Below are 21,714 nucleotides of genomic sequence, written 5' to 3'. Positions count from 1 at the left end.
GACACGTTTCGCGGCGAGAGCGCCGCAGAGCCCTGAGCCATGGGCTCGCCAGACCCGATGGAGGATCCCCCGTGACGATTTTCAAGACCCTCGACGACGTACAGCTTGCCGGCAAGCGGGTGCTCCTGCGCGTCGATCTCAACGTCCCGATGAAGGATGGCGCCGTCACCGACCGGACCCGCATCGAGCGCGTGCTGCCGACCATCCGCGAAATCGCCAGCAAGGGCGGCCGGGTGATCCTGCTTGCCCATTTCGGCCGCCCCAAGGGCAAGCCGAACCCCGAGATGTCGCTGGCCCCGGTCGCGCCGGTGCTTTCCGAAATGCTCGGCCAGCCGGTGGGGTTTGCCGACGACTGCATCGGCCCCGTCGCGGCCGGCGTCGTCTCCGGGCTTACCGACGGCGACGTCGTGCTTCTCGAGAACACCCGCTTCCACGAGGGCGAGGAAAAGAACGCGCCGGATTTCGTCGATGCCCTCGCCTCGCTCGGCGACGTCTTCGTCAACGAGGCCTTCTCGGCCGCGCACCGCGCCCATGCCTCGACCGAAGGGCTCTCCCATCACCTGCCCGCCTATGCCGGGCGGACGATGCAAGCCGAGCTCGAAGCGCTGGAAAAGGGCCTCGGCAAGCCGGAGCGCCCGGTCGTTGCAGTGGTCGGCGGCGCCAAGGTCTCCTCGAAGATCGATCTTCTCCAGAACCTCGTCAGCCGTGTCGATGCGCTGGTAATCGGCGGCGGCATGGCCAACACCTTCCTCGCCGCGAACGGCATTTCGGTCGGCAAGTCGCTCTGCGAGCACGATCTGGCCGACACTGCGAGGGCGATCACCAAAGCGGCAAAGGCTGCCGGCTGCGAGATCGTGCTGCCGGTGGACGCTGTTGTCGCCCGGGAGTTCAAGGCCGGCGCGCCGAGCGAGGTCGTCGCGGTCGAGGCGGTGCCTGAGGATGCGATGATCCTCGACACCGGCCCCGCGAGCGTCGAGGCAGTCAACGCCTGGCTCGACAAGGCGAAGACGCTCGTCTGGAACGGCCCGCTCGGCGCCTTCGAGATCGAACCCTTCGACAAGGCCACCGTCGCCGCGGCGCGCCATGCGGCGGAACTGACCAAGGCCGGCAGGCTGGTCTCGGTCGCCGGCGGCGGCGACACGGTCGCAGCGCTCAATCAGGCTGGCGCGGCCGCCGACTTCAGCTATGTTTCGACTGCAGGCGGCGCTTTCCTCGAATGGATGGAAGGAAAGGCCCTCCCCGGCGTCGAGGTGCTGAAGACATGATGACACCGCGGACCCAGTATTCCGGCTCGTCCGACAGCAGCTTTGGCGAGTTCAACGTCGATTTCACCCGCGATTTCGATCCGGGCGGTCTCGCCGCCTCGTTCAAGACCGGGGTGATCTCCTGGCTGCTCCTGCCGGTCTATGTCTGGCAGGGTATCCAGACCCGCCGCCGCGTCCTGCGCATGGTCCCGCCGGAAGGCTCGACCAGCGGCTTCTTCGGCACCGAGACGATCCGCGAGGCCGCCGTCAGGCTGCTCGTCATCGGCGACTCCTCTGCTGCCGGCGTCGGCGTCGACCGGATCGACGACTCGCTCGGGCCGAAGCTCGCCGAGCGGATCGCCGCACTGACCGGGCTTTCGGTGTTCTGGCGGGCGGCAGGGGCCAATTCCGCCGTCTCCGCCGAGATCCGCGACCATGTCGTGCCGAACCTTGCCCGCGAAGCCTTCACCCATATCGTCCTGATGATCGGCACCAACGACGCCAAGAACTTCCACGGCGGCCGGCGGTTCAAGAAGAGCTTCGGCAGCCTGCTCTATGCGCTGAAGGCGAAATGGCCGGAGGCGCGGATCGTCTGGTCGCCGCCGGTCGACCTCAAGCGCGTGCCGGCGCTGCCGCGCGGCCTTGCCCATGTGCTGGAACTGCGGGCCAGGATCATCCGCAAGATCGGTGCGCGGCTTTGCGCCGAGCGCGGCGCCATCGTCGCGACCACCCTGCCCCGGGTCGAGCCGGCGGGCTTTTCCCGCGACGGCTTCCACGCCTCGGTGGAAGGCTACGCCTATTACGCCAACCACCTCGTCAATTACGTGATCGGGCGGCGCTGACGCGCACACCTTCGCCGGGCCATCCCAAGGGGGGCGCGAAATTCTGTTCGAGTTTTCGCGAGAACAGGGTCGGGCACGCCTTCCCGAAGGCCTGCCACAGGTCACCGGGCGAAACCTGCACCCACTCGAAATGACAAGGCCCACGTCACCAGACGCGGGCCTGCATCATCATATTTCGACTGTCATGCGGCCGCCAGACCGCAGCGTCGGAGCTTCCTGGCCCCTTAAACCGAAGCAGCAGCTCAGCGGCCGCGGCGACGCTTGTGGCCGAGACCCATCTGCTTGGCGAGACGCGAGCGAGCCGCCGCATAGTTCGGTGCGACCATCGGATAGTCGGCCGGCAGGTCCCACTTCTCCCGGTACTCTTCCGGGGTGAGATTGTAGTGCGTCATCAGGTGACGCTTCAGCGACTTGAACTTCTTGCCATCCTCGAGACAGACGATGAAATCGTCGGTCACCGACTTCTTCACAGGGACAGCCGGCTTCGGCTTTTCTGCCAGCGGCGCTGCCGGTACGGTCGTCGTACGGCCAAGCGCACCGTAAACATCGGCAATCAAGCCGGGCAGTTCCGAAACGGGCAGGGAATTATTGCTCACATAAGCGGCGACGACCTCAGCCGTAAGCTCCATGAGCATCTCGTTGTTGTCGATTGCCTCGATCTGATCCAATTTATCACCCGATCGTTTGTATCACGGCAGTGCCACGAACTAATTAACGCGATCAGCCGGAAAGCACTGCCGACCCTCAGTGAACGCGGTTGAGCACAATAACGACTGATGTGCCTTGGCGTTCTGTATTGATGGGGTTTTACTTGCTGTCAATAGGACATTTCTGTTTTTTCAGAATTTTCCCCTAGCAAGCCTCGCAAAGGCCGCTGATCGACAAGCAAATTTTATATCCGAGGGACCATTTTCCGGGATTTACGCCGTGTCAACGCGTCGAATTGTTCGGTGAGCTAGCACAACCCAAAGATGATTTTATCCAGCCACACGAAAGATTTCTGAGGTTTGACCCTGCAGCGAGCAATGATCGGAGAGAGATCAATTACTTGTTGCATGCATCCGAGCTTCGCCCGGCCGGATCATCCACCGTCACGCTATGCTTCCAGCCACAGGACGCAGCCGGTGAAATCGTCGCCGACGACGAGTGTGCCAATGACGCTGTACGGGGCGGAAAGCCGAAGATTTCGCCTTCCGTTACCGGCCTTCACCCTGCGAGCCGATCGTCCGAAACACGACGAATAGTCACGCATGCCCAGAGCTTTATTGTCGGGCTGCCATACGGCATGGAAAGATCTGCGCCCGGCGCAAAGGTATCCCGGCCGACAACTGGCTGGTGAACGCCAATCCCCCGGATCCGACCACGAGAGAGGCGACAAGGCCCCTCCGCGACGCGGCCACCTGGCTCCGATCCAGCCTATAGCCATCTGCGCAACGTATGGACGCTTCCGGAACGCCCTTCGGCTGCCGCCCCACGGCCATCGCGTATGATTCGGAAGAAGAGCCATGGAACAGTGGCTCGCTGACGCTTCCGATCGGAAATTCCACTGCGACGCAACTGGAAGAGGCCCTCGGGGCCTCGCATGATTCGGTTCGCCAGCCCGTGCAATCAAACGCGCCTGCTGCCGGGGGATCGGCAGCGGCGCGTCAGGACCGTCGTCCGGCCGGTCAGTCGGCGTGGCGCACCTCGGTCAGAGTGAAGCCCTTGGCAAGAAGCGCCTTGCCGAGATCGCTACCAGCATGGCCGGCATCGTTGCCCGAGCCGGCACGAGAGGCAGAAGCCCGCGCGGCGAAGGCGATCCGCGAGGAGATCGAAGCTTGGCTGTCGCCGCCGCGCGAGGCGACAAGTGCCGGACGGACGACGCGGCCGCCCTTGCCGGCGAGGATTTCCGCCTCGATCGAATCGGCCTCGGCGGCGGCCGTCTCGATGGCCTCGGCGGGAGCCTGCGGCTTGAGGTTCCGCTCGCGTTTCGGCTGGGACGGCTCGCGGAAGGACGCCGCGATGAGGCCGCGCGTCTTGCCGTTCTCGGACTTGGCGTTGGCGCCGGCGCCCGGCCGCTGCTGCGGAAGCACGGCGGCGATCTCGTTCTTCTTGCCGGTGGCGAGTGCTCCGAGCGCCGCAACCGCATCGCGCTGCTGCTCGACCTTGGCGCCGCCGTTCAGCACGGCCTTGAAGTTCGGCCGGTCGGTCGGCGTCGGGACCGAATAGGCAAGCTGGCCGCTGGCGAGCGCCGGCTCGGGTGACGTCTCCTCCATCGCGGCAATCAGCGCACCGACGTCGCTCGACTGGGCCGTCTGTGAGGCGCCACGCGAGGCGAAGGTCGGCAGCGGCACCCGGGACGGTTCGATCGCGGCGACCTTGGTGTCGGCGGCTGCCGGCGCTCCGGTGTCGAAGGTGTCGGCGACCGGCACCGAAACGCCGCTCGGCAGGTCGCGGCTCGGGCGCGGCTGCGGCACGATCGCCGCCACCTGCACGCTGTCCTGGGCCGGAGCCGCGCGGGCCGGAGCCTCGGCCGGCGTTGCGACATCGGCCTCGTCCTCGGCCTCTTCGGCGGCATCGCCGCCACCGAACAGCATGGCGATCAGCGACTTGCCGCCGCCGGAGGACGACCTGCCGGCATTGGCGACCTGGATCTCCGACTGGCTGCGGCGCGACTTGTAGGAGGCGAGCGCCTGGCTGTAGCCCGGCAGCGGCTTGCCGTCGGAGGGGACGTGGACCGTGCCGCCATTCGGGAAGACGGCGAGCAGCTCGCGCCGGCTCATGCGCGGCCAGTGGCGGGCATTGCCGACGTCGAAATGAACGAAGGGCGAGCCCGAGCGCGGATAGTAGCCGACGCCGCCGACCTGCATCTTCAGGCCGATCTCGCGCATCTTCTTCAGCGGTACGTCGGGAATGTAGAAGTCGAGGGCGCGGCCGAGCGTATGCTGGCTCTTCTTGGCGACACCGGACGAGCGCGAACGCAGCATCTCGTTGGTGGCTGGCGAGCGGTAGCCGCAGATGACGTTGATGTAGCCGTTGGAGCCGGACTGGCGGTAGGCCTCCCAGATCAGGTCGAGGAGCCGCGGATCCATGGTGGTCGCCTTGGCCTTGCGCCAGTCGCGCAGGAACCAGTTGACCTTCTTGAGCTCGGACTGATCGTAGCGGCCGTTCACCTTGTAGGCAAATACCGCCTTTTCCTTGGTGTGGAGGTTATAGAGCCTCAGGGACCGCGTTTCCGCCGAAGCGCCGGATGCGAAGGTGCCGACCAGCAGTGCAGCAGCAGCCATGGCGGCGAGACGCGAGGCAAAGCGCCCAGCGCCGACAGTTCGACCGAACATGCGGCATCCCCCTACGAATGATGTCCCACGCCACCAATCCCCCAGCGGCGCCCGTTCCAGGAACGGCTCTTATCTCTGTGCGAGCTTGCCTAAAACTGCGGCATGAAAATGACAGCAGCTAGGTTTTTCTTTCCGACCCTGCCGAAAATTCTTTAATGCTGCATTAAGGATACGCCGGAGGCGAGGTCGCAGGCCATTGATTCTTTTCGGCGACTCGCCGCCCGCCAGGCATGCTTGGCGGGATCGCCCGGCATGAGTGTCATCGCGTCGCAGCCACGGATTTTCCCCGGTCTCCCCAGCAACGCCGCCACCGACGGCGAATATTCGCCGCGGTCAGGCCGGAAAGTCGATCCGCTCGCGAAGATAAGTCTCCATGCCCTCTAACGACGCCGCGCCGGCTTTGCTCGGAAAGGCCTCGAAGACATGCACGCCGCCATTGGTGAGATGCAGCTCGGCGGTATTGCCTGCTGAAACCCAGCGGGCCGCCATGAACAGGGTGTCGTCGAGAAGAAGATCGCGCGTTCCGCAGCTGAAGCGCGCCGGCGGCAGACCGTTGAGATCGGCATAGAGCGGCGAGACCTGCGGGTCCTTCAGCGAAATCTCGTCCGGTACGAAGCGCAGCACCAATTCCTTCACGTCGTCGGCGCTGATGACCAGCCGCTCCTCGCCCATCGAGCGGACGCTCGGTGTCAGCGACAGGTCGTAGCAGCCCGCGACGAGGACGGCCGCGCGGAACGGCGACAGCTTGTACTCGTCGCGCAGCCGCACGAGGGCGAGGACGGCGAGATGGGCGCCGGCCGACTCGCCGCCGATCGCAAGAAAGCCCCGCGGCGCCGGCAGATGACCGTTGGCGAGCGCCAGCGCGACGTCGACGCAATCGTCGGGTGCGGCAGGAAAGGGATGCTCCGGAGCCAGCCGGTAGTCGACCGAGACGACCGTCAGCCCGGTGGAATCGGCGAGCTGGCGCAGCCGTGGCTCGGATTCCTCGGGGGCACCGAAGACCCAGCCGCCGCCGTGGAGATGCAGGAAGCTGCCGCGGGTGGCGCCATCCGACGGGCGCAGAATGCGCATCGGGATCTCCCGCCCGGCCGAGCCGATATGGACGTAGCTTTCCGCCTGCTTGTCGCGCGGGGCATAGGGGAAGATGCCCTTGCCCTCCTTGCGCGCCTTGCGGACCTTGTCGAGGGGCAGCGACCAGGGGTCCGGCCGCTGGCGGTGTTCCTCACGCAGCCATTCGATCTGCTCAACGAGTTCGGGATCGGTGGACTCGGGATCGAAGGCCTCTGGATCGATCTCCAGTCGCGACTTTGCCATGCTCGTCATCCTGCCGATGGGTTGCCTTCACGACGGAAAGCTAGGCGATCAGTCTCACCAGTGTAGGGTCACGCGCCAGAACGACGCCGCGGACGGTCGGCCGCGCCCAAGGCAGCTGGACGTCCCATCCCGCGGCAGCCAGCGGATCAGCCGCCATTGGTGGCGGTGCGCCAGGCCTTGATCGCCTGCAGCGTCGCCGGGCCGAATACCCCGTCGCTCCTGCCGCGATAGTAGCCCTCGCCCCTCAGATAGTCCTGGAAGGCCTGACGGACCTGCGGCTCGAAGATCTGGCCGCTGTTGGTGACGATCAGCTCCTCGGCATCGGCATAGCCGCGGGCAAGCCCCTTCATCATGTTCTGCGCGGCGGCGAGCGGCGTCGCGTCCGAGGAGCCGACGCCGAAGGAGTCCATGAAGCCGACGTAGAAATAGCCGCCGGGGACGTCCTTGGCCGCCGCCTGGGTATAGAAGGCGTAGGCCTTGTCGTAGTCCTCCGGCACGCCCTGGCCGCTGTATTCCATCTTGCCGAGCTCGACGAGCGCCTCGGGCACCCCGAAGTCGACAGCCTCCTGGAACAGCTGGTAGGCGGCCGGATAGTCCTGCGGGATGTAATTGCCGTTCACCTTCTCGATGCCGAGGAAGTATTTCGAAAAGCCGTTACCGAGGGCTGCCGATTTCTGCAGCTGCTCGATCGCCTTTTGCGGGCTCTGCTCGACGCCGCGGCCGTCGTAATAGGCAAGCGCCAGCTCGTATTGAGCGACGGACTGGCCGGCATCGGCCGCCTCCCCGTAGAGCCGCGCCGCCTCCTCGTCGCGGCCGGCCGCCTGATAGGCCCGGCCGAGCTGGAAGGTGATCCGCGGATCGTCCGGCGCCAGACGGTGCGCCGCCTCGCAGGCCGGCAGCGCCGTCTTGACGTCGATGTCGCCGGGCGACTTCACCCCTTCGACGCCGGCAGGCTTCGTCGGATCGTCGGAGTCGGCGGCGAGCCGGTCGCATTCGGCCAGAACGGAGGCGGCAGCGCTGCTGCGGGCCGGCACCTCGGGCTCGACCGGCGTCGGCACCGGCGCTTCGGTGGCGCCATCCGGCGACGGCACCAGCGGCAGCGGATCGACCGGCACGACGAGCGCCTGGTCGCTGCTTCCGTCGGCCGCCGAGGGAGCCGGCTCCGCAGGCGGAGCGGCATCCGCAGGCGGAGCGGCATCGGCCGGAGGAGCTGCGTCGGCCGGTGCAGGCGGCTCCGACAGCACCAGCGGCACGGGCGGCCCGCCATTCACCGACAGGCTCGGCGACAGCATCGCAGTCGCCTGAACCGGATCGCCCGAACCGGCGATCTGGAAGGCCGAGCCGATCAGCGGCAGCGGCTGCTCGGGCTTCAGCGACAGCCGCAGCGAGCGTGGATCGTCGAGGAAGGTTCGCAGTGCCGTCGCGACGGTTTCGGCGAGCGCGGCATTGCCGGTCGAATTGCTGATCGCGTCGCGGGCGGCACTCGGGATCGCCGCCCGGAACAGCGGCGCATCGATGTTCTGCTGCCTGGCGGCGATCGCCAGCACCTTGTCGACGAGCGAGGTGTTGACGAAATTCATCTCCGCCTCGTCGAGGCTCACCTGCAGGCCGATCAGCGCCGAGGGATCGCCGGCGCCGAGCAGCAGCCTGATGTCGGCCGGGCTGAAGTTGCCGAAGGCCGTCGAGAGGGTGAGGTTCGCCTCCTTGCCGATCTCGAAGACCTCCGTCAGCTTCAGATCGCGCTTCGCCGTGTCCCGCTGCATCAGGGTGGTGAAGGTGAAGTCGAAGAAGTCCGGCCCGAGATCGGCGAGGTCGGCAGGGTTGCTCTCGGAGATCCGCGCCATCTGCTCGGGCGTGAAGAACAGGTTCTTGACGCTGAAGGTGGCCGATTGCGGCAGGCCGTCGCTGGTGCCGTTGGTAGTCAGCTGGATCGCGGCGATCTTCAAGAGTTCGCCGGCAGGATCGAAGCCGACGACGGAGCGGATGTCGATGCCCCTGACGTCGACCGCTCCGAGACTGTCGCTGGCGGGCTTGGCACCGATCGCGGCCAGGCGCGGGTCGAGGATCGAGATCGAGGAGATCGTCGCGACCCGGTCGTTCGGGCCGTTCTTCTCGGTCGCCCTGACGCTGGTCTTGGTCATGAAGATCGAGCTGGCGGTGAACGTGCCGTCCGCCTCGATCACCGGCTTCAGCACGACGGCCGAGGGGGCGACGAAGCCGCTCCATTCCGGCGTGCCGTCGTCCTTGGTAAGCCTCAGATTGGTGATGAACAGGTCGCCATTGTCGAGCACGGCGGAATCGTAGCGCACCCTCGGGCCGTTCTCGGTGGCCCCGCCCTGCAGGTCGTTCAGCCGGTCGGCCAGCGTGTCGGCGAGGAGCTTGGCTTCGTCGGTCGAGGGCTGCGGGGCGGCTGCCGGCGGCTGCGGCTCGGCGACGTCGGTGGCGGCGCCCGGCGCCTCGGAAGCGGACGGTTCGGCGGGGCTCGCAACGCCCGGATCCGGGATTGCCACCGGAGCCGGCTGGCCATCGGCGCCGGCGGCCGTGCCACCGCTGCCTGAAAACGGATCGACGGCGACATCGGGTGTCGTAGACCCGTCGCCGGCCGGCGCCTCGGCGGCGGCGGGTTGCGAAGGCTCCAGCGGGGCGCCCGGCGACATCGCGGTATCCGGCTTGGCCGCCCGGCCCTCCCCGGCCGCCGACGCGCCGCCCGCACCCTCGGCCTGGCCCTTGAGGATGCGGGCAAAGCTCGCATAGGGGCAGGCGCCGAAGGCGTCGATATGCGCCTGATAGGCTTCCGGCGTGCCGATCTGCCGGGCGATCTCGAAGTGGTCCTTCGCCTCGCGGCAATCTGCGGCCACCTGGGCGACGAGCTGATCGGCCCTGGCGGGCGCGACGGCGAGGAAGGCAGCGCCGGCAAGGAGCGCGAGCCGGCGGGAGGATCGAATGCTGGTCATCTCTCGAAGCTCTTCCAAAGCGTGGAACATCTGCCCCCTGCCCGCCATCGCCCGTCGGCCCGATGAAGGGTCGCGACCGGCAGATGCGGACCTCCTCGCAGCAGCGGGCCGACACGACGTCCAGCCCCGCCGATGCGGGAAACACAGCGAATGAGACTTCGTCGGTGCTTCTTCCGGCACCAGGCGAGGCACTGAAAGTCCCGCAAACGAACCGCCGATCAGGCTGGCTTGGCGGCGATCGTCCGACAAAGGGTGCCGCCGACGGTGATACCGCGACGGCGGGGCCGCGACAAGAAATTTCCGTTACGTCAGAAGCGACAAGGCCCGCCGCAGCGATCGTCGCTTGCCCGCCCCGCCCCGTCGCGCGGCACGGCGCCGGCGACGGTCACTCGAGGATGATGTGGGGGACAAAACGCGAGAGGTTGCGGGTGACCGGCGAGCGGTCCTCCCGCACTCCCATCCCGCAGGCCCTGTCGCCGACGATCCACGAGCCGAGCACGGCATAGGACCCGTCGGCCTCGAACAGCTGCGTCAGCGCCTGGACGACATGGCCCTCCTCGCCATATGGGCCGTCGGTGCTGTCGACGATTTCGCCGCCCTTGCGCACTTCGACGTTCTCGCCCTCGCGGGAAAACAGCGGCTTCCTGACGGCATCCTTCAGGGTCGCAGCCTGCGGATCGTCCTCGAACCAGGCAGGCAGCAGGTTGGGATGGCCCGCATGGCGGTCCCAGAGCAGCGGCAGGATGCCCTTGTTGGAAAGGATTGCCTTCCAGGGCGGCTCGACGATCGCCGCGCCTGCGGTCGAAAGATAAGCGGCGAAGGGCTCGCGCAGCATGTCCTCCCATGGATAGAGCTTGAAGAGGAGGTCGATCACCCGATCCTCGGTGTCGGTGAAGCGGCCCTCGGCGTCGACGCCGATGTCGCGGATATCGAGGAGGCTGGTGCGGTGGCCGGCCTGCACCGCACAGTCCATCAGATAGGCGGCAGTGCCGCGGTCCTCGTCGCTCTCGATCCAGGCGGCGAAGTGAAAGATCGGGTCCCTGGAGAAGGCACCGAAGGCCTCGACGAGGGATTCCTGGATCGAATTGTACTGGTCGGCATCCTCCGGCAGGACGCCCCGGGCGATATTGTCGGTCAGCCAGTTGTACTGGAAATAGGCGGATTCGAAGATCGAGGTCGGTGTGTCGGCGTTGTATTCGAGGAGCTTGGCCGGGCCGGTGCCGTCATAGGCAAAGTCGAAGCGGCCATAGAGATGCCGGTCGCCCCGCTGCCAGGATCTGGCGACGAGATCGCGCATCGCCTCGGGGATCTGCAGCCGCTCCATCGCCGCCTCGTCGCGCACGACGTCGGCGACGAGATCCAGGCACATGTCGTGCAGTTCCTGGCTCGGCGCCTCGATCGCCTCCTCGATCTCGGCGAGCGAGAAGGCATAGGCGGCGGCGTCGATCCAGTAAGGCTCGCCATACATTTCGTGAAAGCCGAAGCCGACCGCCTCCGCCGCCTCCCGCCAGTTTTCCCGCTCGGGGATCGCGATGCGCTTCATCGCCGGCGTCTCCGCGGCCGCCGGCCCCGTGACGCGGCAGCCATGATGGCCGCAGGGATGACCGGAGCGTCAGCCACCGAAGAAGCCGCCGCCGCCGCGCGACGACGACGACCAGCCGCCGAAGCCCGAGCGCGACACCGTGCGCGTGTTGACGTTGACGGGCCGGCTGACCGACTTGCCGTTGCTGATCGTCGAGGTGACGGTGTCGCCGGAGCGGGTCCGGTAGATCGGCGTCGAGGAATAGCCGGAACTGTAGCGATAGTCGCGATAGGCGGAATAGTTCGAAAGGTTCGACAGCGCCGAGGAGACAAGATAGCCGGTCATGAACGGCACGAAGAAGCCGGACCCCGAGCCGCTCGTCTGGCCGGCCGAAGTCTGGTTGCTGCTACCGCCGGCCTGGAAGCACTTGCCCTCGCCGATCGCCGCCTCGCACTCCTGCAGGCTGGCGTAATGCGGCGCCTCGGTGAGATGCTTCTGCAGCGCCTGCTGATATTCGGCCTCGCAGATCTGCGCGTCGATGCCGGCATCGGCGCATTGCTGCGGGGTGGTGAAGGCGACCTCCTTGGGGGTGTCGTCGCCGCAGCCATAGAGCACCATGCCCGTCGCCGCGATGGTGCCGAGCGTCAGCGCCGGCGGCGTTCTTCTGGTGTAACGTCTCTTCATCACCGCCTCCCTCAATAGGTCATGCAGGCGGCGTTGAGGATGCCGACCGCGAGCGCGATGCCGCCGCCCCAGAGCCCTGCCGCGATCTCGCCGTCGGTGATGCGCTGATGCAGGCCCGTCATCGTCCGCGAGGCGACGAAGAAGGCGAGGATCTGGGCGAGCAGGCCGATGATCGACCAGATGATGAAATCGATGATGCCGACCGAATTCGCCGCGGCGGAGGACAAAGGCAGCGAGAAGCCGAGGATCGCGCCCATGAAGGCGACGACGGCGGCCGTGTTGCCGGCGCGGATCAGGGTGATTTCCTTCTGCGGGGTCAGCGTGGTGTAGACCCAGGCAAACAGCCCGTAGAGCACCAGGCCGAGGATGAAATAGGCCAGGAAGGCCGGCAGGCCCGCGACGTAACCGAACATGGTAAATCCCTCTCAACTTCTGCGGAAGCAGCGTTCCGCGGGTCCTTCTCGAAGCCCCTTGCCGCCGCACCGGCGACGGTTTCGCACTCAGACGCGTCGCACGTCGGCCGGCGACAGGCCATAGCCGAGCAGGAATTCCACCGAGCCACCCTCGCGGCTGGAACGCTCGGCGATATCCCGCTCGATGTTGATCAGCAGCATCTCCTGCGCCCGGCCGAGCGGGCGGGCATAGAGCATGCAGGTCTGGTGGATCGCCCGGACGCGGCGCCCGTCGTCGACGTCCTCGACGAATTCGACGAGATCGGCACGGCCGGAGCCCTCGCCCCAGTAGCGCTCGAAGAGGATGCCGTCGGCATCGTAGCGCGGCTGGCCGATCAGCCCGGCGGGACCGGCCCAGCGGTCCCACTCGGCATGGCCCACCGGCACGACGCTGTCCCACGAGGCATAGATGCTGATGTCCTGGATGGCGTCGCCCGGCCGGCCCGTCGCCGACAGCGTCTGCAGCAGGCGGTCGTCCTCGTCATAATAGCGCGACAGCACCGTCTCGCCGTCGAGCCGGGCCTCGCCATAGGCGACGACGATGAAGTTGCCGCCGCGCGGCAGGTCCATGCCGGGAGCAGCGCCCGCGGCGTCGGCCTGAAGGCCGAGCGTGTCGATCTCGATCGCCCCGCCGATCGCGACGCCGAGCGGCCCGCGCTCGGCGGGAAGATCCGCCGTCTTGTCCTTGCCGCCGAAGATCGAGAAGATCATGCGCTGTCCTTTGCGAACGCGTCCCAGACGATGCGGCCGGGATCGAGCCGCTGATCGGCGATGTAGTAGAGCACGTCGCCGGATCGAATCTCGGTCTTTTCCTTGCAGTTCAGATCGACATTTCCGTGACGGGCCATGCCGACCAGCGTCACCGCATGGTGGCGGCGAAGGGCTGCGAGCGCGCCGTCATAGGCGAAGGGCGCGACAGTTTCCGGCACCTTCAGCGAGAAGGCAGTGTCCTCCTTGCCGGCGGACAGCAGCAGGCTCGCCACCACCGACGAGCCGGGATCGCGGGCGGCGCGCACCATCAGCTCGGACGACAGCGAGGTGACGCATTCGATGCGCGGGTTCTGCCGCATCAGGATCTCGGCCGAGGTGTCGAAATCGAAATAGGCGACGACATGGGCGCGCTCGCAGGTGGCCGAGGCGACGAGGGCGGCGGCGAGGGTCTCGTCGTCGCTGGAGCCGCGCACGATGATCGAACGGGCATTGGCAGCCCCTGCCCGCTCGAGGCCGGCGGGATCGGCCAGGCGCTCGACCCGGACATAGTCGATCTTGTCGGGCAGCGGGTTTTGTTCGAGCTCCTTGGCAATCAGCACCGTCGGCGCCTCGCCGCTGCGCCGCTCCTCGACGATGAGCGAAAGAAGCCGCTGCGTCGCCCCCTCGCGCCAGCCCATGACCACGTCATGGTCGGCGCGGTCGTTGAAATTGCCGAGCCCTTTCATGCGGCCCCTCCAGCTGTTGCTCACCGCCGAAAGGAGCTTGCCGAGCACGGCGGTGAAGATGGCGATGGCACCGGGCAGGACGATGAAGGCAGAGACGAGGCGGCCCGCCCCGGTCTGCGGGGACAGATCACCGTATCCCACCGTCGTCGCGGTGACGATGTAATAATAGACGAAGTCGACGGGTCGGGAGACGAAGTCGCTTTCGCCGGCGAGCTCCAGAAGCAGCCAGCTCGCGAGAAAATGAGCGATTGCGATGGCGAGGATGGCTCCCCATGTGAGCTCGGCGAGTGCGACGTAGAAGCGGCGCAGATATTGCGAGAACAGGGGCACGAGACATCCCGTCTGGGCGATTTCAGGCGATATGCGGCCATAAATTCCGTAAGGTCAATATTGGTCGCGGCAGGTGCGAATCCGTTTGGACACGTCTCGGCCGGTGATGTAGAACCCCGCAGCGAACCTTGGCAACCGAGGGATACCCAGTGGAACAGTGGAATCTTGCCAGCCTGACCGAGCTTTTCGCTTCCGATCCGGAGGAGTTGGGCGACGTCGACGTCAGCGTCGTCGAGACCGGCGACGTGATCCGCGTGACGCTGAAGGAAAAGGGCGACCTCGACGTGCTGGTGACTGCCAGCGGCGACCAGGTGCTCGCCAGCGTCATCCTCGCCCCGGCGGACGACATTCCACGCCGCGAGGCCTTCGAGCGGATGATCCTTTCGACCCACAAGCTGGTGCCGCTGTCGACCTTCGGCATCGTCACCGTCGGCGGCAAGGAATATTACGAGCTGTTCGGCTCGCTGTCGGCGCGCTCCAGCGCCCATGCGATGGTCGAGGAGGTCGCGGTGCTGGCCGTCAATGCCGTCGACGCGGCCAACATGATCGAGGAATGGAAGAACGGGGAATTCGACGCATGAGTGTCTGGAACAAGCTGTTTTCCGCCGTGAAGGGTGGCGTCAACGAGGCGGCCGAAGGCATCGCCGACACCCAGGCGCTGCGCATCCTCGACCAGGAGATCCGCGAGGCCGAGGCGGCGCTGCGCCGCGCCCGCTCCGACCTTGCCGGCATCATGGCCTCCAACAAGTCGCTGCAGCGCCGCGTCGACGAGGCGCGCGCCAAGGAGCAGAAGGACACCGACAGCGCCCGCGCCGCGTTGCAGGCCGGCCGCGAGGATCTCGCCCGCGGCCTTGCCGACCGGATCTCCAAGACCCGCGCGGAGGCGAGCCGCGACGAGGCCGAGCTCGAAAGGCTGTCGCAGCGCCAGCAGCAGATGATCAAGGCGGTTCAGGACACCGAGCAGCGCATCCAGCAGATGCGCCGCGAGGTCGAGAACGTGAAGGCCAACGAGTCGCTGATCAAGGCGCAGTCGGCCATCGCGACCACCCAGTCCGGCGTCAACTCCAAGCTCGGCAGCGCGATGGATTCGCTGGAGCGCATCCGCAAGAAGCAGGAGATGACCCAGGGACGTCTCGAGGCCGGCGAGGAACTGGCGGCGCTGGAATCCGGCTCCGATCTCGACCGGCAGCTGCTTGCCGCGGGGATTGGTGGCCAATCGCAGTCGGCCGACGACGTTCTCGCCCAGATCATGGGGACGAGCCCGTCCCCTTCGATCGCCGGTCCGAAGGATCCGCTCAGCCTCGACCGGCCAAAGGACTCCTGATCCCGGGCGCCCGAGGCCAGCCAATGGCGCCGGCGCGGCGCATCAGTGCGCCGTGCGTCCATTCGGACGCACGAAGGACGCTCTGAGTTAGTGAAGCACCGCAGCGAGCTTTTAGAAAATCGATCCCGATTTTCGGAGAGCACGATGCGGTAGCCCTGACGGTTCCTTTCAAGAGCCGGGTTTTCCGAACAGCTTCCACCCGTTAAGACGAGAAGGCCCCGGCGGAATACGCCGGGGCCTTCTCGTTTCGGTTTCCCGCCTTGCCCCGCTTTTCGTCGCTTCTTGCCGGCATCCTGTTGACGCTCGCCGCCGGCATCACCTTCGCCTTCCAGGATTCGATCGGAAAATATCTGACCGGCGTCATTCCGCTGGTGCAGGTGCTGTGGGGCCGCTATGTCTTCCAGACGCTGCTGATGGGGACGGCGCTCGCGGCAACGCGCGGCCCGACCTTCCTTCGCACCAGGCATCCCGTGCTGCAGATCCTGCGCGGCCTCTGCCTGCTGGCGGCGACCTCGCTGATGTATGCGGCGCTCGTCCACGTGCCGCTCGCCGACGCGACGGCGGTGATCTTCTTCGGGCCGGTCCTCGTCACCATCTTCTCGGTCATCTTCCTGAAGGAGACGATCGGCCTTCACCGGATCGGCGCGGTGATCGTTGGCTTCATCGGCATGCTGGTGATCCTGAGGCCGGGGATTGCCTCGATCGAGCCGCGGCTGTTTCTCGTCGTCCTCGCAGCGGTCTTCAACGCCACCTATTTCATGCTCACGCGCCGGCTTTCGGGCCGCGAGGATTCCGCCTCGACGATGTTCAACACCTCCGCGCCGGGCGCCGTGGTCCTGTCGGTGCTGGTCCTGCCGGCCTGGGAGACGCCGAGTGCGCTGGCGCTCGGGCTGATGGTGGCGCTTGGTTGCACTGGCTCGCTCGCCCATTTCCTCCTGGTGCGCGGCTTTTCCTACGCGCCGGCGTCGCTGCTTTCGCCGTTCCTCTACATCCAGGTGCTTGCCGCAAGCATCCTGACGGTCGTCGTCTTCGGCGATCCGCTGCATGCGACGACGGCGATCGGCGCTGCGATCCTCGTCGCGTCCGGCCTCTATATCTGGTGGCGGGAAAACCGGTGAGCGGCGCGACCGGATAATCGCGAGCAGCTTGGAAAAGTGTACACTCGGGTGTACATAATGGGTGTCAGTCTCCACCTCCGAGATTGCCGCTTCGCACGCGGCCGAAAGTTTGCCACTCTTAGCAACTGGAGCTCGAGTGGGACGAGACGAAGCGGCAAAAGGTGCTCAAAGAGCGCGGCATCGATCTGCTGTATGCAGCCGGCATCTTCGAAGGGCCAGTGGTGACCCGCGCCGATCTGCGCTCGGACTATGGTGAGGAACGCCTGGTTTCGCTCGGCATGGTCGAAGGCGAATGCTACTTGGTCGTACATACGCAACGAGGGCCCAAGACCCGATTGATTACGGCTTGGAAAGGAGGTCGCAATGAGCAAAAGTTCTATGAGGCAAGCCACCCTCGAAGAAATCACGAGGATGCGGGAGGCCGGGGAACTCCATCATGACCCGAACGCGCCCGAAGGTCCGGACCTTGGCGAAGACTTCTGGGCCGAAGCGGTCTGGGTTCCGCCCCGTTCTTTGCCCCTCAAGTCTGTCCACCTGAAGCTAGAGCCGGAAGTCTTCGAGTTCTTCAAGTCACAGGGCAAGGGCCACCTTACCCGCATGCAGCAGGTGCTGAAGGCCTATGCCGAGGCCCATCGGGGCGGATAACGGCGCTCGCGCCGTGCGTGCCGGGCGCCGCCATCTGGCAACGCCCGGGCGATGACGGCCGACGCCAGCGCCGGCCTTAAACCTACACCCGCAACCGGTCGCCTGCCGAGCGCGCAAAAGCCTCGGACACATGGGCGAAGGAACGCCGTGCGTCCTCGCTCTCGGCGGTGTCGTCCGGCTCCAGCATGAAGACCAGGAACGAGCGGCCGGTGACCATGTATTCGGTGCCGAAGTCGAAGGGCGCGAGTTCTTCGCGGATCGGCAGGTTCGTATCGATGACGCAGCGCCAGCGCTTACCGCCCGGCGCTTCCGGCAGGGTGAAGTTCACCACGTCGAAATGGGCGTTCATGACGATCAGCATCGTCGCGTCGGTGCCCGGCCGCCGGATGCCGGTTTCCTGGGCTCGCCCGTCGAGAAGGACGCCGAAGCATTTCGCCTCGGCATCCGCCCAGTCGCCATCGACGAACTCCTTGCCCTCGGGCTTCAGCCAGGCGACGTCCTTGACGCCGAGTTCCTCGTCGAACGTCCCGTGCAGAAACGTGCCGCGCCGCAGCATGGCGAGGGACTGGCGCAGGATGATCAGCTTCTGGACAAACTCCGCCAGTTCGCGGCTCTCGGGCGTGATGTTCCAGTCGACCCAGCCGATCTCGTTGTCCTGGGCGTAGGCGTTGTTGTTGCCACCCTGGGTACGGGCAAACTCGTCGCCGGCGAGGATCATCGGCGTGCCGCGAGAGAACAGCAGCGTCGCGAAGAAGTTCCGCAGCTGCCGGAAACGCGTCTCGACCATTTCCTGATCGTCGGTCGGCCCCTCGACACCGTAATTGTAGGAAAGATTGTGCGAGTGGCCGTCGCGATTGTCCTCGCCATTCGCCTCGTTGTGCTTGTCGTTGTAGCTGACGAGGTCGTGCAGGGTGAAGCCGTCATGAGCGGTGATGAAGTTGACGGACGCCCAGGGCTTCCGGCCCCGCGCGTCGAACAGATCGGCCGAGGCCGAGAACTTGCTCGCCACCGCCGGGATCATGCCGTCGTCGCCGCGCCAGAAGGAGCGGATCGTGTCGCGATAGCCGTCGTTCCACTCGGCCCAGCCGGGGGGGAAGCGGCCAACCTGATAGCCGCCCGGCCCGCAATCCCACGGCTCAGCGATCAGCTTGACCTCAGAGAGCACGGGGTCCTGCATGGTAGCGTGGAGGAAGCTCGATTCCTCCGAGAAGCCGGTCGGCTCGCGGGCGAGGATGGTCGCGAGGTCGAAGCGGAAGCCATCGACACGCATCTCGCTGGCCCAGTAGCGAAGCGAATCCGTCACAAGCTGCATCACCCGCGGATGCGAGGTGTTCACGGTGTTTCCGGTGCCGGTGTCGTTGATGTAGTAGCGCTTCTGATCGGGCAGCAGGCGATAATAGGTGGCGTTGTCGATGCCCTTGAAGGAAATCGTCGGGCCGAGTTCGTTGCCCTCGGCAGTGTGGTTGTAGACGACGTCGAGGATGACCTCGAGGCGGGCATGGTGGAAGGCCGACACCAGTTCCTTGAACTCGGCGATCGAGTTAGAAGCAAGATAGCGCGGGTCCGGGGCGAAGAAGCCGATCGAATTGTAGCCCCAATAGTTCCGGAGGCCCTTGTCGACCAGATAGCTGTCGTCGACGAAGGCGTGGATCGGCATCAGCTCGACCGACGTGACGCCGAGGCTGCGGATGTAGTCGATCACCTCGCTTGTCATCAGCCCGGCGAACTTTCCCCGATCGCGCTCTTCCACCGCCGGGTGGCGCATGGTGTAGCCCTTGACGTGGGTCTCGTAAAAGATCGTCCGATCCCAGAAGACGTTCGGCCTCCGCTCATCGCCCCAGGTAAACGCCGGATCGACGACACGGCATTTCGGCACGAAGGCGGCGCTGTCGCGCTCGTCGAAGGAGAGATCGCCGTCGTCATGGCCGATCGTGTAGCCGAACAGCGCATGGTCCCATTTCACCTCGCCGATCAGCTGCTTGGCATAGGGGTCGATCAGCAGCTTGTTCGGGTTAAAGCGATGGCCGGCATCCGGCTCGTACGGACCGTAGACTCGGTAGCCGTAGATCTGGCCGGGGCGAACGTCGCGCAGATAGCCGTGATAGATCTCGTTGGTGTATTCCGGCAGCTCGATCCGCTCGATCTCGTTCTCGCCCGCCGCGTCGAAGAGGCAGAGCTCGACCTTAGTCGCATTGGCCGAGAACAGCGCGAAATTGACGCCGATTCCGTCCCATGTCGCGCCCAGCGGAAACGGTCGCCCCTCCTGGATCCGGCGCCGTCTGACGGCGGTCGGGCCGCGATGGGTCTGTGTGGTGTTCGGGCGAAATTGGATCGTCACGAGTTGCTCCAGGAGCGAGGGGTGTGATGACGCAAACAAGGCCGGCGGGGCGGGTTGGTTCCGTTCCCACCGCGAATTGATCGCCGCCTGCCGCGCGCCTTCTCCCGGACCTGCGCCGGCCGCCGGGCGGCCGACGCCTGAGGTCGCTCAGATCGTCAGGATCGACGCGCCCGTCGTCTTGCGGCCTTCGAGGTCGATATGGGCCTTTGCCGCCTCGGCGAGCGGGTAGCGCTGACCGATGGTGATCTTCACGGCGCCGGAGGCGATGACGTCGAACAGCGCTTTCGCGGAGGCCTCGAGCTCCGCCCGGGTCGAGACGTAGCTGAAGAGTGTCGGCCGCGTGGCGTAGAGCGAGCCCTTCTGGTTGAGGATCGCGGTGTCGATCGGATCCAGCTTGCCGGAGGACTGACCGAAGGTCACCCACAGGCCGCGCGGCCGCAGGCAGTCGAGGCTGGCGGGAAAGGTGTCCTTGCCGACGGAATCGTAGACGACGTCGCATTTGCGCCCGCCGGTGATCCGCGCGACCTCCTTGACGAAATCGGCCTCGCGATAGTTGATCACGTGGTCGTAGCCGTTCTTCAGCGCGAGGTCGCATTTCTCCTTGGAGCCGGCCGTGCCGATCACCGTGGCGCCGAGATGCTTCGCCCACTGGCCGGCAATGAGCCCGACGCCGCCGGCCGCCGCGTGGAACAACAGTACGGTGTCGGAATCGACCGGATAGGTGCGGCGCAGGAGATATTCCGCGGTCATGCCCTTCAGCATCACCGCGGCCGCCGTCTCGAGCTCGATGGCGTCCGGCACCAGCACCGCCCGATCGGCGGCGATGACGATCTTCTCCGCATAGCTGCCGGAGACGCCGTTATAGGCCACCCGGTCGCCGGGCTTGAACAGCGTGACGCCCTCGCCTACCGCCTTGACGATACCGGCGCCCTCCTTGCCGGCAACGAAGGGCATCTTGTCGGACTTGTAGAGGCCGGTGCGGAAATAGACGTCGATGAAGTTGATGCCCGCGGCCTTCTGCTCGACGAGGATCTCGCCCTTGCCCGGCTCGCCGGGATCATAGTCTTCGAAGGAAAGAACCTCCGGGCCGCCGGTCTTGTTGACGATGATCGCCTTACTCATGGCGTTGTCTCCCCTGTCTTCGCGTGTCGGATCTCAAAGCGCCGCGCGTCCTTTGGGACGCGGAAAGGTCGCTCGAACTCGTTGAATCGACGCATCGTCCAGTGCGAGAATCGATCTCGGTTCCCGGGACGATGCTGTCGCCGGCGACAGCCCGCCATCCGCCCCCGATCAGCTGGCGCGGGTGCCGCGCAGCCGGTCGACGAGCTGCAGGATGCCGCCGATGGCAAGCAGATAGAGCCCCGAGGCGACAAGTCCCCACCGCACCAGTGGCGATGGCTCGAAATTCTCGATCAGGACGATCGCTCCCAGCACCGACCACAATGCGACGACCGCGAGCGTCAGCGGCCGCAGCACCCTCACCCGCACCGGATGGACGAACTTCACCGGGAAGAATGTCGCGGCGGCGCAGAGCACCACCAGCGTGAAGGCCGCCCATTCCGGCGGGCGGACGGCGAACAGCGTGAAGACGACGAAATTCCAGGCGACGGGAAAGCCGCGGAAAAAGTTGTCCGTCGTCTTCATCCGCGTGTCGGCATAGTAGATCGCGCTGGAGATGACGATCAGCGCCGCCGCGACGAAGGAGGACGGCCGGCCGATCATGCCCGACAGATACAGCGCGACGGCGGGGATCAGCGAATAGGTGGCGTAATCGATGATCGAATCGAGAAGGTCGCCGGACCAGTTCGGCAGCACGCCCTTGACGTTCACCTTGCGCGCCATCGGGCCGTCGATCCCATCGACGAACAGCGCCAGACCGAGCCACGCGAACATCGCCACCCAGCGCTGCTCGGCTGCGGCAATCAGCGACAGGAAGGCCATGAAGGCCCCGGAGGCGGTCAGGAGATGGATCGCGAAAGCGCGCCACCGGTCGGCACGATCGTATTCTTCCGTCATGTCGGACATCGGCAGACTTTCGCCTCCGGCGCCGGCCGGCGCCCTTCTTCGGTGAACATCCGCACCTCGCCATTCGTTTGGGCCATTGCCATTGGCTGTAGCGGGGGTATCTGCGAAATCCAATACGGCAGGGCGGATTCGATGCCGCCTGTGACGAAATATGTGCGCAGGGAGCAAC

19 protein-coding genes are annotated in these 21,714 nt (G+C 66.0%); 7 read left to right on the top strand and 12 right to left on the bottom strand.

Annotated features, from left to right (window positions below; genetic code table 11):
- The first annotated feature begins 71 nt into the window (after positions 1-71).
- Together E3C22_RS02205 and E3C22_RS02200 are read left to right on the top strand one after the other, a co-directional pair.
- Entirely contained in the window at positions 72-1,265 is a 1,194-nt protein-coding gene (locus E3C22_RS02205) for a phosphoglycerate kinase (protein ID WP_134759779.1), read from the top strand.
- Positions 1,262-2,086 (top strand): SGNH/GDSL hydrolase family protein, encoded by an 825-nt coding sequence (locus E3C22_RS02200; RefSeq protein ID WP_245514715.1) that lies wholly within the window; start codon positions 1,262-1,264, stop codon positions 2,084-2,086. Before E3C22_RS02205 ends, E3C22_RS02200 begins: the two co-directional genes overlap by 4 nt.
- A gap of 242 nt (positions 2,087-2,328) precedes the next feature.
- Here the strand turns inward: E3C22_RS02200 and E3C22_RS02195 are convergent, their stop codons facing one another.
- The 9 genes from E3C22_RS02195 to E3C22_RS02155 all read right to left on the bottom strand — a co-directional run bounded on the left by E3C22_RS02195 (position 2,329) and on the right by E3C22_RS02155 (position 14,095).
- Positions 2,329-2,721, bottom strand: coding sequence for a Ros/MucR family transcriptional regulator (locus tag E3C22_RS02195; RefSeq protein WP_134760909.1), 393 nt, complete (start codon positions 2,719-2,721; stop codon positions 2,329-2,331).
- Between the two features lie 1,032 nt (positions 2,722-3,753).
- Positions 3,754-5,403 carry a peptidoglycan L,D-endopeptidase MepK gene (locus E3C22_RS02190; RefSeq protein WP_206026888.1) on the bottom strand — a complete coding sequence of 550 codons (1,650 nt, stop codon included), beginning with the start codon at positions 5,401-5,403 and terminating at the stop codon, positions 3,754-3,756.
- A gap of 333 nt (positions 5,404-5,736) precedes the next feature.
- Entirely contained in the window at positions 5,737-6,717 is a 981-nt protein-coding gene (locus E3C22_RS02185) for an alpha/beta hydrolase (protein WP_134759777.1), read from the bottom strand.
- Positions 6,718-6,863: 146 nt separating this feature from the next.
- Positions 6,864-9,671, bottom strand: coding sequence for an SEL1-like repeat protein (locus E3C22_RS02180; RefSeq protein WP_167591598.1), 2,808 nt, complete (start codon positions 9,669-9,671; stop codon positions 6,864-6,866).
- 385 nt (positions 9,672-10,056) lie between these two features.
- Positions 10,057-11,214 (bottom strand): glutathionylspermidine synthase family protein, encoded by a 1,158-nt coding sequence (locus E3C22_RS02175; RefSeq protein ID WP_134759773.1) that lies wholly within the window; start codon positions 11,212-11,214, stop codon positions 10,057-10,059.
- Positions 11,215-11,283: 69 nt separating this feature from the next.
- A complete protein-coding gene (locus tag E3C22_RS02170; protein WP_134759771.1) occupies positions 11,284-11,877 on the bottom strand; it encodes a DUF1190 domain-containing protein in 594 nt (197 codons plus the stop codon).
- Positions 11,878-11,888: 11 nt separating this feature from the next.
- Positions 11,889-12,290, bottom strand: coding sequence for a DUF350 domain-containing protein (locus E3C22_RS02165; protein ID WP_134759769.1), 402 nt, complete (start codon positions 12,288-12,290; stop codon positions 11,889-11,891).
- An 87-nt stretch (positions 12,291-12,377) separates the two neighbouring features.
- Positions 12,378-13,040, bottom strand: a complete 663-nt coding sequence (locus tag E3C22_RS02160; RefSeq protein ID WP_134759767.1) for a DUF2491 family protein — start codon at positions 13,038-13,040, stop codon at positions 12,378-12,380.
- Positions 13,037-14,095: a potassium channel family protein gene (locus tag E3C22_RS02155; protein ID WP_134759765.1), complete on the bottom strand. Its 1,059-nt coding sequence runs from the start codon at positions 14,093-14,095 to the stop codon at positions 13,037-13,039. The genes E3C22_RS02160 and E3C22_RS02155 overlap by 4 nt, the downstream gene beginning before the upstream one ends.
- 149 nt (positions 14,096-14,244) lie before the next feature.
- Here E3C22_RS02155 and E3C22_RS02150 point away from each other — a divergent pair, with 149 nt between their 5' ends.
- From E3C22_RS02150 to E3C22_RS02130, 5 genes are all read left to right on the top strand, one after another.
- Positions 14,245-14,676, top strand: coding sequence for a YjfI family protein (locus E3C22_RS02150; protein ID WP_134759764.1), 432 nt, complete (start codon positions 14,245-14,247; stop codon positions 14,674-14,676).
- Positions 14,673-15,419: a PspA/IM30 family protein gene (locus E3C22_RS02145; RefSeq protein WP_134759763.1), complete on the top strand. Its 747-nt coding sequence runs from the start codon at positions 14,673-14,675 to the stop codon at positions 15,417-15,419. The genes E3C22_RS02150 and E3C22_RS02145 overlap by 4 nt, the downstream gene beginning before the upstream one ends.
- Before the next feature lie 260 nt (positions 15,420-15,679).
- Positions 15,680-16,537: a DMT family transporter gene (locus E3C22_RS02140; protein WP_134759762.1), complete on the top strand. Its 858-nt coding sequence runs from the start codon at positions 15,680-15,682 to the stop codon at positions 16,535-16,537.
- 161 nt (positions 16,538-16,698) lie between these two features.
- On the top strand, positions 16,699-16,977 hold the full coding sequence (locus tag E3C22_RS02135; RefSeq protein WP_245514714.1) for a BrnT family toxin: 279 nt from the start codon (positions 16,699-16,701) through the stop codon (positions 16,975-16,977).
- The gene (locus tag E3C22_RS02130; protein ID WP_134759761.1) at positions 16,901-17,182 is read left to right on the top strand and encodes a BrnA antitoxin family protein; all 282 of its coding nucleotides are present in this window, start codon (positions 16,901-16,903) and stop codon (positions 17,180-17,182) included. Before E3C22_RS02135 ends, E3C22_RS02130 begins: the two co-directional genes overlap by 77 nt.
- Before the next feature lie 82 nt (positions 17,183-17,264).
- Here the strand turns inward: E3C22_RS02130 and glgX are convergent, their stop codons facing one another.
- The 3 genes from glgX to pcsA all read right to left on the bottom strand — a co-directional run bounded on the left by glgX (position 17,265) and on the right by pcsA (position 21,545).
- Complete coding sequence (gene glgX / locus E3C22_RS02125; protein ID WP_134759760.1) at positions 17,265-19,520, bottom strand: glycogen debranching protein GlgX; 2,256 nt, start codon at positions 19,518-19,520, stop codon at positions 17,265-17,267.
- 147 nt (positions 19,521-19,667) lie between these two features.
- Positions 19,668-20,642, bottom strand: a complete 975-nt coding sequence (locus E3C22_RS02120) for a quinone oxidoreductase family protein (RefSeq protein ID WP_134759759.1) — start codon at positions 20,640-20,642, stop codon at positions 19,668-19,670.
- Positions 20,643-20,810: 168 nt separating this feature from the next.
- Positions 20,811-21,545: a phosphatidylcholine synthase gene (gene pcsA, locus E3C22_RS02115; RefSeq protein ID WP_206026887.1), complete on the bottom strand. Its 735-nt coding sequence runs from the start codon at positions 21,543-21,545 to the stop codon at positions 20,811-20,813.
- Positions 21,546-21,714 lie beyond the last annotated feature (169 nt).

It is taken from the genome of Jiella endophytica (assembly GCF_004519335.1).
GTDB lineage: Bacteria > Pseudomonadota > Alphaproteobacteria > Rhizobiales > Rhizobiaceae > Jiella > Jiella endophytica.
This window is presented reverse-complemented; position numbering and strand designations above follow the sequence as displayed.